The organism is Cohnella fermenti (assembly GCF_004801405.1).
Taxonomy (GTDB): Bacteria; Bacillota; Bacilli; order Paenibacillales; family Paenibacillaceae; genus Cohnella; species Cohnella fermenti.
In genome coordinates this window covers 137959-153665 of record NZ_SSOB01000015.1, presented here as the reverse complement: position 1 = coordinate 153665, position 15707 = coordinate 137959, and the positions used below count along the sequence as shown (strand labels likewise).

The following is a 15707-nucleotide window of genomic DNA, read 5'->3' as shown; positions in this document are numbered from 1 at the left end:
AGGAACGCGGATAAGGGGCACCCGCCCGCGCGGCTGGGCGCCCCTCGTCCATGTTCAATCGCGGAATGAATTAGCTGGTTGCGGCGTTGGCGTCCTGGATCTGCTTCACGGCGTTGTCCAGCGCTTCCTTCGGGTCCTTGTTGTTATCCCAGATATCGGCCATTGCGGATTGCGCCGGCGTCCAGACGTTGCCCATCTCCGGAATAGCCGGCATCGGGGTCGAATTCGAGAATTGCTCGAGAATGCCGACGAGCAACGGATCGGCGGTAACGGCAGGGTCTGCAGCCGCTTCCTTGTTGGAAGGCAGCGTGCCGAGCTCCTCGAAGTCCTTCAATTGCTGTTCCTTCGACGTCGCGAAGTGGACGAACTGCTTCGCGGCGTTCGGGTATTGCGAGAACGCGCTGACGGAGAAGCCCTTGACGCCGGAGAAGCTGACGTTCGCCTTGCCGTCGATCGAAGGCAGCGGAGCGATGCCGAAGTTGACGCCCGACTTCTTGTAATCCGCGATCGCCCAAGGACCGTTCACGTCATAGGCGAGGTTGCCGCTGGTGAAGAGGCCCTTCTTGATGTCGAACGTCGCATCGGCCGTCTTCATCGGAATGATCTCCTTAAGCTTCTGATACGTCTCGGCTCCCTTGATCGCCGCGTCGTTGTTCAGGCCGATATCGTTCTTGTCGACGCCTCCGTTGCCGTACACGTAGCCGCCCGGCGTGGCGAGGAAGGAGTACTGATAATAGAAGTTCTGTTCGAACAGGAAGGTGTACTTGTTGTTCTTCGTATCGTTAAAGGTCTTGGCGAATTCGAATATCTCGTCGAACGACTTGGCCGGCGTCGATACGAGGTCCTTGTTGTAGAACATCGCGTACGTCTCGACGGAACGGGGATAGCCGTACAGCACGCCGTCGAACGTGAATGCCGTGATCGCGGCATCGGAGTTGTCCGCCTTCGTCTCTTCTTCGAAGTAGTCGTTCGGCAGAATCAGACCGGCGGCGACCGCCTTGCCGAGATTGTCGTGCGGATAGATGACGATATCCGGACCGATGCCGGCAGGGCCGTCGTTGATCAGCTTGTTGATCTGATCGGCTTCGCCCACTTCCTCGACCTTGACCGGAATTCCGAACTTATCGGTGAATTCCTTGCCGATCGCCTCCATGCGAGGAATCATCTCTTTGGTCTCCCATACGACGAGAGTCGCGCCCGCTTCCGGCGCGAGCTCGTCTTCGGCAGCCTCTTCGGAGGCCGGAGCGGAGGACGTCTCGCTGGAGGACGGTGCCGCGGAGGAAGCCTCCGGGGATGAGGTGTTGTTGCCGTTGTTGTTGCTGCCGCAAGCGGCGAGCGATCCGGCCATCAGCGTAAGTGCGGCCATCATGGTAATCGTTTTGTTGATTTTCACTTTTTCTTTTCCCCTCTCATTCGGTTCGTTTGTTCGGTTCGTTTGGTCGTTTAAGATCTGTGCAAACGTTTGTATTACCTTGACGAATACGGCCAAGAACGAAGGAACCCCCACCGTTTCTTGGCAATTTCCGCTAGATAAACCGCTCGCATCGGGGTGGAAGCGCTTCATGTTCGCACCTTCACTATACAACATCCATCGCCAATGAGAAACCGTTTGCACAAACATTTAGGCCCATTTTCACCCCTCTATTCTTCTGAATGCTCGATTTTTCTTCCATTTCCTTAGTCGTTCAAAAGATGTAAATTCCTCTCTCTTCTATTAATAAAGAGGAGGCGCCGCACGAATTTTACATTTAATTTAGGGACATACTTGCGGAAGGTACCGTTTACAACCCCGATTTGTTCATGTAACATGAGAGATAGTTAGGGCGGTCGTTCAAACGATTGCACAGATTTCGTGGAGGTCCTTTTATGTCCATTACAATCAAAGACGTCGCCAAGAAGGCCGGGGTCTCGCCTTCCACCGTCTCCCGCGTGCTCTCCAACCATCCTCGAATCAGCAGGGAGACGACCCGGAAGGTCAAGGAGATCATGGAGGAGCTTGGCTACCACTCCAACATCATGGCCCGAAGCCTCGTCTCCAATAAGACATACACGCTCGGAATGATTCTTCCGCGTCCGGCGGAGGAGCTGTTCCAGAACCAGTTCTTCGCCGAGAACATTCGCGGGATTACCACCCAGGCTTCGCGCAACGGGTACGACCTGCTGATGACGGCTGGCCATTCGGAGCAAGGCGAGCTCGAGGCGGTTACCCGGCTCGTCAAGGGTCGTCGCGTGGACGGAGTTATTCTGCTGCAGTCCCGCAAGAACGACCCCATCATTCATTTTCTGAAAAAAGAAGCGTTCCCGTTCATTCTCATCGGTCACAACCGGGAGGACGAGGACATTCTGTGCGTGGACAACGACAACGTGCAAGCGGCGTTCGATGCGACCCAGCATCTCATCTCCCAGGGGCATGAACGGATCGGCTTCGTCAGCGGACCGCCTAACCTGACCGTGTCGCTCGACCGGCTGGAAGGCTTCCGTCAGGCGATGGACGCGAGCGGCCTGCACGTGCTGCCGGAGTGGATCGTCGAGGGCGAGTTCCTTCAGGAGAGCGGCTACCGCGCGATGTCCTTCTTCATGAATCTTCCGGAGCGCCCGACCGCCCTCGTCGTCGTGGACGATCTCGTGACGTTCGGGGTGCTGCGCGGCTTGAACGAGCTCGGCTTCAAGGTCCCGGACGACCTGAGCCTGGTGAGCTTCAACAACATCGCGCTCGCCGAGCTGTCATCGCCCCCTCTGAGCAGCATCGACATCGGCATCTACCAGCTCGGCTATATGGCTTCCCAGCAACTGATCCGATCCATCCAGGGAGACAAGCCGCAGCAGATGTGCGTTATCGTGCCGCATCGATTGATCGTTCGCGAATCGTCCCTCGGGCAAAAAAACAAACGGAGCTGATCCTCATGACCTTCTCGTTGGATAAAAAGCCTTACCTGATCGATGCCGTAATCGGCAACTCCCGATTCCTCGCTTCGGTGCTGAAGACGGGCCGGCTCGTCCGGTTCTGGTGGCCCAATGTCGACATTCCGCAGCACGCGGACGCCATCCGCGCCGGCCTTCGGGTCGGCGGAGCCGAGCGCACCACCTGGTTCGACGCAGCGGAAGACGGCTGGACGCATGAAGCCGCTTATGTTCCTCGCACGAATATTTTCGCCGTGGGGGCCGATTCCGCGAATTGTCCCGTCGGGGTGCGCTCCGAGCTGTACTCCGTACCGGACGATGACATTCTCGTGTTCGATTATCGCTTCACGAACAAAGGCGACGAGCCGCTCTCCTTCTCGTTCCTCTTCTACGCTTCCGTGCTGACGGCCGAGAGCCCGTACTACCATACGACGCAATTCGTACCGGAGTCGGACGCCCTCGTTCACTTCCGCCGCGATTATTGTTTTGCGTTCTCGGGTGCAAACGTGTGCATGAAGTATCAGGCCGGATACGCCTGGGATGCGGCGAACGCGGGGAACCTGAACGGCGACCGGATTCAGATGTCTCCCGAAGGCGCGATGCAGTGGGAATTCCGCGACGTGGCGCCGGGGCAGACGGTCCGCATGACCGTCCTCCTGGCCGCCGGCCGCCGCCAGCCGGAAGCGCTCGCCGCGCTCGGGACCGCCAAGCTGATCGGCGCCGACGAGCTGCGCTCCCGTACGGCGGAATACTGGCAGCAGTACCTCGATTCGGTCCCGGCATGCCCGCTCGATCGCCCCGACCTGGAGGCGTTGTATGAACGCTCCTTGCTCACGATGAAGCTCATGACCGACGAGGAGACCGGCAGCATTATCGCCGCTCCGGAATTCGACGAACGCTTCTCGCGCTGCGGCGGCTATGCGTACTGCTGGGGCCGCGACGCCGCGTTCATCACGACGGCGCTCGACAAGGCGGGGCTGCTCGCTATGTCGACCCGCTTCTATGAATGGACGCTGACCGCGCAGGACGCGGACGGCTCCTGGCAGCAGCGCCACTACCACGACGGCACGCTTGCGCCTTCATGGGGGCTTCAGATCGACGAGGGGTCCTCGATTCTGTGGGGCATGAACCAGCATTATCAGGCCTTGCCGGAGGCGGAACGGGGCGCGTTCCTGGAGTCGGTGTGGACTGCGGTCCGCAAGGGCGCCGAGTTCCTTGTCCGTTCCATTGACGGAACGAACGGGCTGCCGCTGCCGAGCCACGATCTGTGGGAAGAGCGGAACGGGCAGCACACATACTCCTCCGCAGCGGTGTACGCCGGCCTGAAGGCGGCCGCGTCGCTCGCGGAGCTGAAGGGGGAGGCTGCGCTTGGCGGTGAATGGAACGCCGTCGCCGACCGGATCGCGGACACCATTACAACGCTCTGCTGGAATGAAGAGCGCGGCGCCTACTACCGCGGCGTCAATCTGGCCGTCGAAGGCTGGAGAGCGGAGCAGGCGGAGCTGGAAGGCATGGCCGTGTCCCGCCTCGTCGACGACAAGGGCTACGAGCGCTGCCGCGTCGCTTACGATCCGATCGTCGATGTGAGCCTGCTCGGCATCTCGGTTCCGTTCGCCGTCGTCGCTCCCGACCACCCGCAAGCCGTCCGCACGGCCGACGCCGTCGAGCGTGCCCTTACCGTGCCCGGTGTCGGCGGCATCAAGCGCTACGAGAACGACGGCTACATCGGCGGCAATCCGTGGCTTCTGACGACGCTGTGGCTGGCGCAATACCGCGCGACGAACGGCCAGCTTGACGAAGCAATGAAGCACCTCGACTGGGCCGCGAGCCACCAGTCGCTGTGCGGCCTGCTGCCGGAGCAAGTCGACCGCGACTCCGGCGACACCGCCTGGGTCGTGCCGCTCACCTGGTCGCACGCGATGTTTATCCTCGCGGTGCACCTGATCGCGGAAGCCCGCTCGAAGAGCGGTTCGCCCGCCGCCGAATCCGGCAGCTTGGCGGGCTGAACAACACCCCGTCCCCACTCGGCGCAAGCCGCGGGGACGGGGTGTTCTGTTAATTGAGCAACCACGACTCATCCTGGGGCTCCATGCGGCGCTGCGCCAATCTGCTCCTCCCGCCCCATCCCCCGCATTCCTCCGAATACGCCGCGAAATGCGTCAGATGCTCCAGTGCTGCCAGTCGCTCTGGCGCTGCTCGTAGCCGGCGAGCCAGTCGGTCGTCGCGCGGAACAGCTCCTTCTTGTACTCGCCGCGTGTGAACGTATGATCCGCCTGGAAAATCACAACCTTGTCGCAGCGCCCCTCGCCGCGAAGCCAGAACGTCTTCTCAAGCAGGAATGTGTAGTCCACCGGAATGACGTCGTCTCCCGTTCCGTGCACGAGCAGCACGTCGCCCGAGAACTTCTGCGTCTCCTGGAACGGCTGGTGCTTCAGCAGGGAGTCGAAGAACGACGGCCGGAGCTCGTAGCCGAGGTAATCGGACGCTCCCTTCGTTACCGCTTCCTCGTACGTGCTGCGGCCCACGATGCGCACGATGTCGTTGAACGGGTAGCCGACCGGCGCCCACAGAATCAGCGACTTCACGCGGCGATCCCGCACGGCCGTCAGCAGCGCGACCGCACCGCCGAGGCTGTGGCCGAGCAGCGTCACCCGGCACGGGTCGACGATGTCGAGGCCGAGCGCGTAGTCGAGCACCGCCCGCGTCTGCTCGATCATCGAGTCGAGGCCATGCTCTCCGTAGACGCCGTCGCTCTCGCCGCAGCCCGCATAGTCGAAGCGAATGACGAGATTGCCCTGACTCGCCAGTTCCGATGCGGATAGCACGAACAAGCGGTCCACGCCGACCCGATTGCCCACGAACCCGTGCGCGACAACGATGATCGGCCACTTTTTCTCCCCGCTGTGGTGGTGAATGTCATTCGGATAATGTATGGTCGCCGCCAAGTTCAGTCCCTCGTGTCGGATCGTCAATGCGCGCTGCATGGAACCGCCCCCTATTCCGTTAATTCCGATTATTTTACTATGTATTAAATTTACACGCTGTTCGCGCGAATGTCAAGGGATCGGTTCGGTTATGCTAATACAAACCAACTAACCAGACCAACCGACACCGAGGTGATCGCGCATGGATCTAATCGTGAATTGGCTCGCCCATCACGTGCTGACGACAATTCTGATCTTCGGCATCGTGTTCTCCGTCTCGTACGTCTTCGCGAACCGCAAAGCGCTGTTCTGGAAGGAATGACACTGACACGGATGCTGACAAAAAAAGAACCGCCGGACGCTCCCGAGAGGGAACGTGTTCGACGGTTCTTTTGAATGAGGATGACTGTGAAAACGACGATTTATGCGGTTTATCACATTCGTCAGTCTGGATTCGGCGGAATCGCGACGTTTTATGCAGAATTTAGCATATATACGGAAACTCCGGCCGGAATCCCCTCCATGTATGCTATTTTTCACATATAATCGTTCAACCTGCTCGTTCTCGTGCCGCTCCAATGTGGATTTTCGCATAAAATCCTGGCAACTGACGGGGGACAGCAGCATTCATCGGCTAACGGGCGGTCATGTCTCTTCCGCTACACGCGCACCAGTGCCTTCGCCGCTATGTCGGTGCGGTTCATCTTGCCCTCGAACTGCACGCGGTCAGCCGCCGCATACGCGTTGGCGCGAGCCGCCGCGATGTCCGCTCCGCGCCCGACGATGCCGAGCACACGTCCGCCGCTGGTCACGATCTCGCCGTCCTTCTCCGCCGTTCCCGCGTGGAACACCAGAGCGTCCGCAGCCGCTTCGTCCAAGCCGCTGATCGGCAAGCCCTTGGCGTACGAGCCCGGATAGCCGCCGGAGGCGAGAATGACGCATACCGCCGCCTCGTCGCTCCAGGAGATGTCGATGTCGTGCAAGCGGCCGTTGATGGACGCGAGGAAAATATCGACCAGGTCCGTCTTCAAACGAGGGAGCACCACCTGCGTCTCCGGGTCGCCGAAGCGGGCGTTGAACTCGATCGTCTTCGGCCCGTCCTTCGTGATCATGAGGCCGGCGTATAGCACACCGCGGAACGGGCGGCCTTCCGCAACCATCGCTTTAGCGGTCGGCTTGATGATCGTCTCGATCGACTCGTCGATGATCGATTGCGGAATGTGAGGCAGCGGCGAATACGTGCCCATGCCGCCCGTGTTCGGCCCCTTGTCGCCGTCATACGCCGGCTTGTGGTCCTGCGCTGCGGTCATCGGGCGAACCGTCTCTCCATCCACGAACGCGAGAATCGACATCTCCTGGCCTTCGAGGAACTCCTCGATGACGACCTTGTCTCCCGCCGCTCCGAACGACTTGTCGACCATCGTATCGCGAAGCGCTTCCTCCGCTTGCTCGCGGGTGAAGCACACCGTCACGCCCTTGCCCGCCGCGAGGCCGTCCGCCTTGATGACAATCGGAATCGCCTGCTCCCGCAGGTAGGCCGCCGCCGTCTCGTAATCGGTGAACGTCTCGTACTTCGCGGTCGGGATGTCGTACTTCTTAAGCAGGTTCTTCATGAAGATTTTGCTGCCTTCGATCTCGGCGGCGTTCTTCCGCGGCCCGTACACCGGCACCTTCGCCGCTTCGAAGACGTCGACGATGCCCGCCGCGAGCGGATCGTCCGGTCCGACGACCACGAGGTCGATGGCGTTGTCGAGCGAGAATTGGACGAGCTTGTCGAACTCGAACTCGCCAATATCCACGTTCTCGGCGATCTGTGCCGTTCCCGCGTTGCCGGGCGCGCAGTACAACTGCTTCACCTTGTCGCTTCGCTTGAGCGACCAGAGGATCGCATGCTCGCGTCCGCCTCGCCCGATCACCAGAATGTTCATGTCGGAATCCCCCTTAATCATCTAAGCCAATCGGCATCTCGCTTCTAACGAATCCCGTTTATCCCGCGCATCATGCGCGCCATGCTCATCATGCGTGTCGCATATATCGCGAATCAGTGCTTGAAGTGGCGGACGCCCGTCATGACCATTGCGATTCCGTTCGCGTTGGCGACGGCGATCGATTCCGCGTCCTTGATCGAGCCGCCCGGCTGAATGACCGCCGTGATGCCGGCCTTCGCCGCCAGCTCCAGCGTGTCGCCCATCGGGAAGAACGCGTCCGAGGCGAGCACCGCCCCGCGAGCCTTCTCGCCCGCTTGCTCGATCGCAATCTTCGCCGCGCCGACGCGGTTCATCTGGCCGGCGCCGACGCCGACCGTCATGTTGTCCGCAGCGAGCAGGATCGCGTTCGACTTCACATGCTTGACGACCTTCCAGCCGAACAGAAGCTGCTTCAGCTCTTCCGCCGTCGGAGCGCGGTCGGTGACAACCGTCAGGTCCGCTTCGGTCAGCGAGTGAACATCGCTCTGCTGCACGAGCATGCCGCCTTCGACACTCGTCACGAGCCATTCCGATTCGCGCTTGCTGCCCGCATCCAGCTCCCCGATCGTCATCAGGCGGATGTTCTTCTTCTTCTGCAGAATCTCGAGCGCTTCCGGCGTGAAGTCGGGGGCAATGACAATCTCGAGGAAAATCTCGCCCAGCTTCGCCGCCGTCGCCGTGTCGATCGTCCGGTTCGCCGCCACGATGCCGCCGAAGATGGACGTCGGATCGGCTTCATATGCCTTGCGGTACGCTTCGTCGATGTCCGCGCCGATGCCGACTCCGCAAGGGTTCATATGCTTCACGGCGACAACGGCCGGCTCGTCGAATTCCTTCAGAATCGAGAGAGCGGCGTTCGCGTCGTTGATGTTGTTGTAGCTGAGCTCCTTGCCGTGCAATTGCTTCGCCCGCGTAATGCTGCCCTCCGAGGAGAGCGGCTTCTTGTAGAAAGCCGCCTTCTGGTGCGGGTTCTCGCCGTAGCGAAGCTCCTGCACCTTCTCGTAAGTGACCGACAGACGCTCCGGAAGCGGCTCGTCCAGCACCTTGGCGAAGTAGTCGGAGATGAGGGAGTCGTAAGCGGCCGTATGACGGAACACCTTCGCAGCCAGGCGCTTGCGCGTCTCGAGCGTCGTGTCGCCTTCCGCCTTCACTTCCTCGAGAACCTTGGCATAGTCGCCCGCATCGACGACAACGGTGACGAACGCATGGTTCTTCGCCGCGGAGCGGAGCATCGTCGGACCGCCGATGTCGATGTTCTCGATTGCGTCTTCGTAGCTGACGTCCGGCTTCTCGATCGTCTGCTGGAACGGGTACAGGTTCACGATAACGATGTCGATGTAATCCAGGCCAAGCTTCTTCATCGTCTCGATGTGCTCTTCGTTGTCGCGGATGGCGAGCAGCCCGCTATGTACGGCAGGGTGCAGCGTCTTCACGCGTCCGTCCAGCACTTCCGGGAAGCCCGTCACGTCGGAGATGCCGATGACCGGCACGTTCTCCTTCTCGAGCAGCGTCTTCGTTCCTCCGGTCGAGACGATCTCCACGCCCTGGTTCGCCAGCTCGCGGCAGAACTCTACGATCCCCGTCTTGTCGGAGACGCTCACAAGCGCTCTTCTGATTGCCATTAAGGTTCTCACTCCCTGTCCAAAATGATGGCTCGCCCCGACGCCGAACATGCGCGGAACAAGCCGATTGCGAATAGTTGGCCGTCTCGATGACGACTTTGTTTACTCTCGTATGCGAACGCGCCTGCCGTCCAGCTCGACCTTGCCTTCGGCGATCCAGCGGACGGCCAGCGGATACAGCTCGTGCTCGACCGCGTGGATGCGCTCCGTCAGCGACTCCTCGCTCTCGTCTTCGCGAATCTCGATCGCCCGCTGCGCAAGGATCGGACCGGAATCCATGCCTCCGTCGACGAAGTGAACCGTCACCCCGGCAAGCTTCGTCCCGTAGTCGAGCGCCTGCCGAATGGCGTTCACGCCGGGGAAGGCCGGCAGCAGCGCCGGGTGCACATTGATCATCCGGCCGTAATACGGCTGCACGAGCACGTCGGTGATAAGCCTCATGTAGCCCGCGAGCACAATCAGCTCGATCCCTTCGGCTTCAAGCCGCCCGATAATGTCCGTCTCGTACGCTTCGCGCGAAGCGTATTCCTTCGGCCGGAACACGAACGCCGGAATGCCGAGGCTCTCCGCCCGCTGCACGACCCGCGCCGCCGGCTTGTCGCAGACGAGCAGCCGGATCTCGGCCGGAATGCCCGTGTCGCGAATCGCCTCGGCGAGCGCCTGGAAGTTGCTGCCGCTGCCCGAAGCGAACACCGCGATCCGCAGCGGACTTCCCGCGCCGACCGCTCCGGCCGCTCTCGCCGCCCCCGCCGCCGTCATGGCAGCTCGACTCCTCCGAACGTGACGATCCGGCTGCCTTCCGTTACCTTGCCGATCACGTACGCCGCCTCGCCGTTCTCCTTCGCGAGCGCGACGGCCTCGTCCGCCTGCTCGGCCGGGACCACCAGCACCATGCCGACGCCCATGTTGAACGTCGTGAACATGTCGCGGTCGCTGATCTTACCGTCCCGCTGCATCAGCTTGAAGATCGGCTGAATCGGCCACGAGCCGAGCTCGATGTCGACGTTGACGGTCTCCGGCAGCACGCGCGGAATGTTCTCGATGAAGCCTCCGCCCGTAATGTGCGCCATTCCCTTGATCTTCACGCTCTCAAGCAGCTTCAGAACGGACTTGACGTAGATGCGGGTCGGCTCGATCAGCACGTCGCCGAGCTTCTTGCCTTCCAGCTCCGGAAGCTCGTCCACATAGGAGTAGCCCATCCTGTCGATCAGGAGGCTCCGCACAAGCGAGTAGCCGTTCGAGTGAACGCCGCTGGAGCCGAGGCCGATCACGACGTCTCCCGCCGCAATCGCGGAGCCGTCGATCGCCTTCGGACGGTCGACGATGCCGACGGTGAAGCCGGCGATGTCGTACTCGCCGTCCTGGTACATGCCCGGCATCTCGGCCGTCTCGCCGCCGATGAGCGCGCAGCCCGCTTGCTGGCAGCCTTCCGCCACGCCCTTGACGATCGCTTCGACCTTCTCGGGAATCAGCTTGCCGCAAGCGAGGTAGTCGAGGAAGAACAGCGGCTCGGCGCCCGTCACAACGACGTCATTCACACACATCGCGACCGCGTCGATGCCGATCGTGTCATGCTTGTCGAGCGAGAACGCCAGCTTCAGCTTCGTGCCGACGCCGTCCGTTCCGGAGACGAGCACAGGCTCCTCGTATTTGTCTTTGTTCAGGCCGAACAAGCCGCCGAAGCCGCCCAGCCCGGTGAGCACCTCGGGGCGGAACGTCTTCTTGACGTGCTTCTTCATCCGTTCGACGGCTTCGTTGCCTGCGGCAATGTCGACGCCCGCCTGCTTGTACGCTTCGGACACAGTAGGTCCCCCTCTAAGTATGATTCTTGTCCCTATAAGTCTTGTCCCTTAATCGCAGCTGCAGGACGTCGTCTTCGCCAGCTCGAACTGCACCTGCGTCGGATAGTCGTGGTCGAAGCAGCTCAGGCACAAGCCCCGATTCTTCTCGCCCTCGTGCTTGCCGACCGCCTCCATCAGCCCGTTCTTGCTGAGGAAGTACAGCGAGTCCGCGTTGATCGCCTTCCGGATCTCCTCGACCGTCTTCGTGTTCGCGATCAGGTCGCGAGGGTTCGGCGTGTCGATGCCATAGTAGCACGGGTTCATAAAAGGAGGGGACGAGATACGCACGTGCACCTCGGTCGCGCCCGCCTCGCGCAGCATGTTGACGATGCGCAGCGACGTCGTGCCGCGGACGATCGAGTCGTCGATCATGACGACGCGCTTGCCTTCAACGACCTTGCGAACGGCGGACAGCTTCATCTTGACGCCCTTCTCCCGCAGCTCTTGAGAAGGCTGGATGAAGGTGCGTCCGGTGTATTTGTTCTTGATGAGGCCGAGCTCGTACGGAATGCCCGTCTGCTCCGCATAGCCGATCGCCGCCGAGATGCTCGAATCCGGCACTCCGGTGACGATATCCGCGTCGACGAACGCTTCGAGCGCGAGATGCCGCCCCATGCGCTTGCGCGCGGAATGCAGGTTCACCTGGTAGATGTCGCTGTCCGGGCGCGCGAAGTAGATGTACTCCATCGCGCAGACGGCGCGGCGCTCCATCGGGGCGAAGCGGTCTTCGCGCAAGCCGTTCTTGTCGAGCACAAGAATCTCGCCGGGCTCGACGTCGCGGACGTATTCCGCACCGATCGTCTCGAACGCGCACGTCTCGCTTGCGAACACGTAAGCGTCGCCCAGGCGTCCCATGACGAGAGGACGGAAGCCGTTCGGATCGCAGGCCGCGATCAGGCGGTCCTTCGTCATGATCAGGAACGCGTAGCCGCCGATCAGGCGGGCGAACGCATCCTTGACCGCGTCGACGAGGTCCTTCGGCGAGCGGGCGATGAGGTGGGCGATGACTTCCGTGTCGCTGGACGTCTGGAAGATCGAGCCCTGCTCTTCCAGCTCGCGGCGGATGATCGGCTCGTTCACGAGGTTGCCGTTCGTGCAGACGGCCAGATCGCCGTCGCGGTACTTGAACACGAGCGGCTGCGCGTTCGCGAGCTTGCTCGAGCCGGAGGTCGAATAGCGGACGTGGCCGATGGCGCGATCGCCCTTCAGCGCTTCGAGGCGCTCGCGGTCGAACACTTCCTTGACGAGCCCCATCCCGCGATGGTAGTTAAACGTCTCGTCCTCGGTCGTGCAGATGCCGCAGCTCTCCTCGCCGCGGTGCTGCAGCGCGTGCAGGCCGTAATAGCTCAGGCCCGCCGCATCCGGATGGCCGAACACGCCGAACACGCCGCACTCTTCCTTCGCCTTGTCGAAGATGTCTTCCTGGAAGTTGCCTTGGTTGTAGTGGTCGCCGGTCCAGAAGCGGGACTCGGAGGGCGCAAGCTCCCCGAGAGCCGACTTGCTTGGCGGGTAAGCCAAGCGAGTCGCCGCTATGGACTTCACTTCATCCGGCATGGGATCGCTTCCTTCCATTCCTTGCGGAATTCGCCGAGTGGCGCCGAGATGGCCGTATGTCCGTTGATCTTGATCGTCAGGTTCTCTCCGCCTACCGTGCCGAGCTGCGCAGCCGGCACTCCGGCCGCCTTAAGCGCCGCAGCTACCTCTTCCGCCTTGTCCGGCTTCGCCGACAGCAGGATGCGCGATTGCGATTCGCTGAACAGTGCGATGTCCGGGCGCAGGTTCGACTGGAAGTCGACCGTTGCGCCAAGGCCGCGGCCGAAGCCGGATTCCGCGAGCGCCGCCGCAAGGCCCCCTTCGGACAGGTCGTGCGCCGAAGCGACGAGCCCTTGCTGGATCAGGCCGAGAACGGCCTTGTGCAGGCGCTGCTCGGTCGCAAGGTCAAGCTCCGGAGGACGGCCTTCCGTGACGCCGTGAACGGCGTACTGGAATTCGCTGCCGCCAAGCTCCGCCTTCGTCTCGCCGAGCAGGAAGATGACGTCGCCTTCGGCCTTGAACTCTTGCGTCGTGATGTGGTCCGTGTCGTGAACGAGGCCGACCATGCCGACGACCGGCGTCGGGTAGATGGCGCCCTTCGAGTTCTCGTTGTACAAGGAGACGTTGCCGCCGATAACCGGCGTCTCGAGGAAGCGGCAAGCTTCCGCCATGCCGTCGACCGCCTTCTCCATCTGCCAGAACACTTCCGGCTTCTCCGGCGAACCGAAGTTCAGGTTGTCGGTGATCGCCAGCGGCTCGCCGCCGGAGCAGACGATGTTGCGCGCCGCTTCCGCGACCGCGATGCGTCCGCCGACTTCCGGATCGAGGTAGACGTAACGGCCGTTGCAGTCCGTCGTCATCGCCAGCGCCTTGCGCGTGCCGCGAATCGTCACGACGGCGGCATCGGAGCCCGGAACGACCGCAGTCGAAGTCCGCACCTGGTAATCGTACTGGCTGTACACCCACTCCTTGCTCGCGAGCGAGGGGGAGCCGAGCACTTTGCGCAGCGCGTCCGTCAGATCGGTCGCTTGCTCATAGCCGTTCGTGTCGACGGAGCCGTTCTTCAGGTAGTAGTCCGGCACCTTGGACGGCTTCTCGTAGATCGGGCAGTCGTCGACAAGCGCCTTGACCGGCATGTCGGCCACTTCTTCTCCCTTGTGGAACAGGCGCAGGCGGCCGTCGTCGGTTACCTTGCCCACCTTCGCGCAGTGGAGGCCCCAACGCTCGAAGATCGCCTTCGCTTGCTCCTCATGCTGCGGCTCGGTGACGAACAGCATGCGCTCCTGCGACTCGGACAGCATCATCTCGTACGCCGTCATGCCTTCTTCGCGCTGCGGAACCTCGTCGAGGTACAGCTCCATGCCGTTGCCGGCCTTGGACGCCATCTCCGCGCTGGAGCAGGTGAGGCCTGCGGCGCCCATGTCCTGAATGCCGAGCACGATGCCGGAGGCGATCAGCTCGAGCGTCGCTTCCATGACGAGCTTCTCCATGAACGGGTCGCCGACCTGGACGGCCGAGCGCTTCGCTTCGGATTCCGCGGTCAGGTCCTCTGAAGCGAACGTCGCGCCGTGGATGCCGTCGCGTCCGGTCGCCGGGCCGACGTAGAACACCGGGTTGCCGACGCCCTTGGCGACGCCGCGCTGGATCTGGTCGTGGTCGATGAGGCCGACGCACATCGCGTTGACGAGCGGGTTGCCTTCGTACGCTTCGTCGAACATCACTTCGCCCGCGACGGTCGGGATGCCGATACAGTTGCCGTAGCCGGCGATGCCGCTCACCACATGCTCGAACAGGTAGCGGACGCGGTCGTTCTCAAGCTTGCCGAAGCGCAGCGAGTTGAGCAAGGCGATCGGGCGGGAGCCCATCGAGAAGATGTCGCGGATGATGCCGCCGACGCCGGTTGCCGCGCCTTGGTACGGCTCGACCGCGGACGGGTGATTGTGCGACTCGATCTTGAACACGACGGCCTGGTTGTCGCCGATATCGACGATGCCCGCGCCTTCGCCCGGTCCCATGAGGACGCGCGGCCCGGTCGTCGGGAAGCGGCGCAGCAGCGGCTTCGAGTTCTTGTACGCGCAATGCTCGGACCACATGACGCTGAACACGCCGATCTCGGTGTAGTTCGGCTTGCGGCCGAGGAACCCGCAGATCAGTTCATACTCGGAGTCGGATACCCCGAATTGCTTGTATATCTTCTGCTCGGCGATCTGCTCGATCGTCGGCTCCTTAGCGGATACTTGCTGCGCCATTGCGTTCCCTCCAAGCGTTGAGTACTGATGTGAACATCCGGGCGCCGTCCGCCGAGCCAAGCAGCTCGCTGACCGCGCGTTCCGGGTGCGGCATCATGCCGACGACGTTGCCCTTCTCGTTGCAGATGCCCGCGATGTTGTCCAGGGAGCCGTTCGGGTTGTCCCCCGCGTAGCGGAATACGATCTGGTTGTTCTTGTTCAGGCTGGCCAGCGTCTCCTCGTCGCAGAAGAAGTTGCCTTCGCCGTGCGCGATCGGGATCGTGACGACTTCGCCTTGCTCGTAATCGTTCGTGAATGCCGTGCCGGCGTTCTCGACACGAAGCCCGACCTGGTGGCAGCGGAACTTCAGCGAGTCGTTGCGGATAAGCGCTCCCGGCAGGAGGCCCGCTTCGGTGAGAATCTGGAAGCCGTTGCAGACTCCGAGGACGAACTTGCCCGCTTCCGCCGCCTTGCGCACCTCTTGCATGACCGGAGCGAGCTGGGCCATCGCGCCGCAGCGCAGGTAGTCGCCGTAGGAGAAGCCCCCCGGAACGAGAATCGCATCATACTCAGACAGGTCGGTGGACGTATACCAGACGTAATCGACGGGCTGCTGCACGACGTCTTCGACTGCCTTAAGCATGTCGATGTCGCAGTTGGAGCCCGGGAACACGAGAACCGCGAATTTCAT

At 61.9% G+C, this 15707-nt stretch carries 11 protein-coding genes; 2 read left to right on the top strand and 9 right to left on the bottom strand.

All coding sequences use genetic code 11. The features are described from left to right. Positions 1 to 70: 70 nt before the first annotated feature. Positions 71 to 1393, bottom strand: a complete 1323-nt coding sequence (locus E6C55_RS13815; RefSeq protein ID WP_136370380.1) for a sugar ABC transporter substrate-binding protein — start codon at positions 1391 to 1393, stop codon at positions 71 to 73. A gap of 473 nt (positions 1394 to 1866) precedes the next feature. On the opposite strand from E6C55_RS13815, the gene E6C55_RS13810 reads away from it, so the two are divergent. Next, entirely contained in the window at positions 1867 to 2898 is a 1032-nt protein-coding gene (locus E6C55_RS13810; RefSeq protein ID WP_136370379.1) for a LacI family DNA-binding transcriptional regulator, read from the top strand. Positions 2899 to 2903: 5 nt separating this feature from the next. After that, complete coding sequence (locus E6C55_RS13805; RefSeq protein WP_136370378.1) at positions 2904 to 4907, top strand: glycoside hydrolase family 15 protein; 2004 nt, start codon at positions 2904 to 2906, stop codon at positions 4905 to 4907. A gap of 153 nt (positions 4908 to 5060) precedes the next feature. On the opposite strand, the gene E6C55_RS13800 is transcribed toward E6C55_RS13805, so the two are convergent. The 8 genes from E6C55_RS13800 to purQ form a co-directional block, all read right to left on the bottom strand. Then, positions 5061 to 5885 carry an alpha/beta hydrolase gene (locus E6C55_RS13800; RefSeq protein WP_136370377.1) on the bottom strand — a complete coding sequence of 275 codons (825 nt, stop codon included), beginning with the start codon at positions 5883 to 5885 and terminating at the stop codon, positions 5061 to 5063. Between the two features lie 599 nt (positions 5886 to 6484). Beyond that, positions 6485 to 7753, bottom strand: a complete 1269-nt coding sequence (gene purD, locus E6C55_RS13795) for a phosphoribosylamine--glycine ligase (protein WP_136370376.1) — start codon at positions 7751 to 7753, stop codon at positions 6485 to 6487. A 113-nt stretch (positions 7754 to 7866) separates the two neighbouring features. Next, positions 7867 to 9414: a bifunctional phosphoribosylaminoimidazolecarboxamide formyltransferase/IMP cyclohydrolase gene (gene purH, locus E6C55_RS13790; RefSeq protein WP_136370375.1), complete on the bottom strand. Its 1548-nt coding sequence runs from the start codon at positions 9412 to 9414 to the stop codon at positions 7867 to 7869. 102 nt (positions 9415 to 9516) lie between these two features. Continuing rightward, positions 9517 to 10173, bottom strand: coding sequence for a phosphoribosylglycinamide formyltransferase (gene purN / locus E6C55_RS13785; RefSeq protein WP_136370374.1), 657 nt, complete (start codon positions 10171 to 10173; stop codon positions 9517 to 9519). Then, positions 10170 to 11216: a phosphoribosylformylglycinamidine cyclo-ligase gene (purM, locus tag E6C55_RS13780; RefSeq protein ID WP_136370373.1), complete on the bottom strand. Its 1047-nt coding sequence runs from the start codon at positions 11214 to 11216 to the stop codon at positions 10170 to 10172. Before purM ends, purN begins: the two co-directional genes overlap by 4 nt. A 48-nt stretch (positions 11217 to 11264) precedes the next feature. Then, a complete protein-coding gene (purF, locus tag E6C55_RS13775; RefSeq protein ID WP_136370372.1) occupies positions 11265 to 12809 on the bottom strand; it encodes an amidophosphoribosyltransferase in 1545 nt (514 codons plus the stop codon). After that, positions 12794 to 15037: a phosphoribosylformylglycinamidine synthase subunit PurL gene (gene purL / locus E6C55_RS13770; protein WP_136370371.1), complete on the bottom strand. Its 2244-nt coding sequence runs from the start codon at positions 15035 to 15037 to the stop codon at positions 12794 to 12796. Before purL ends, purF begins: the two co-directional genes overlap by 16 nt. After that, complete coding sequence (purQ, locus tag E6C55_RS13765) at positions 15015 to 15707, bottom strand: phosphoribosylformylglycinamidine synthase subunit PurQ (protein WP_136370370.1); 693 nt, start codon at positions 15705 to 15707, stop codon at positions 15015 to 15017. Before purQ ends, purL begins: the two co-directional genes overlap by 23 nt.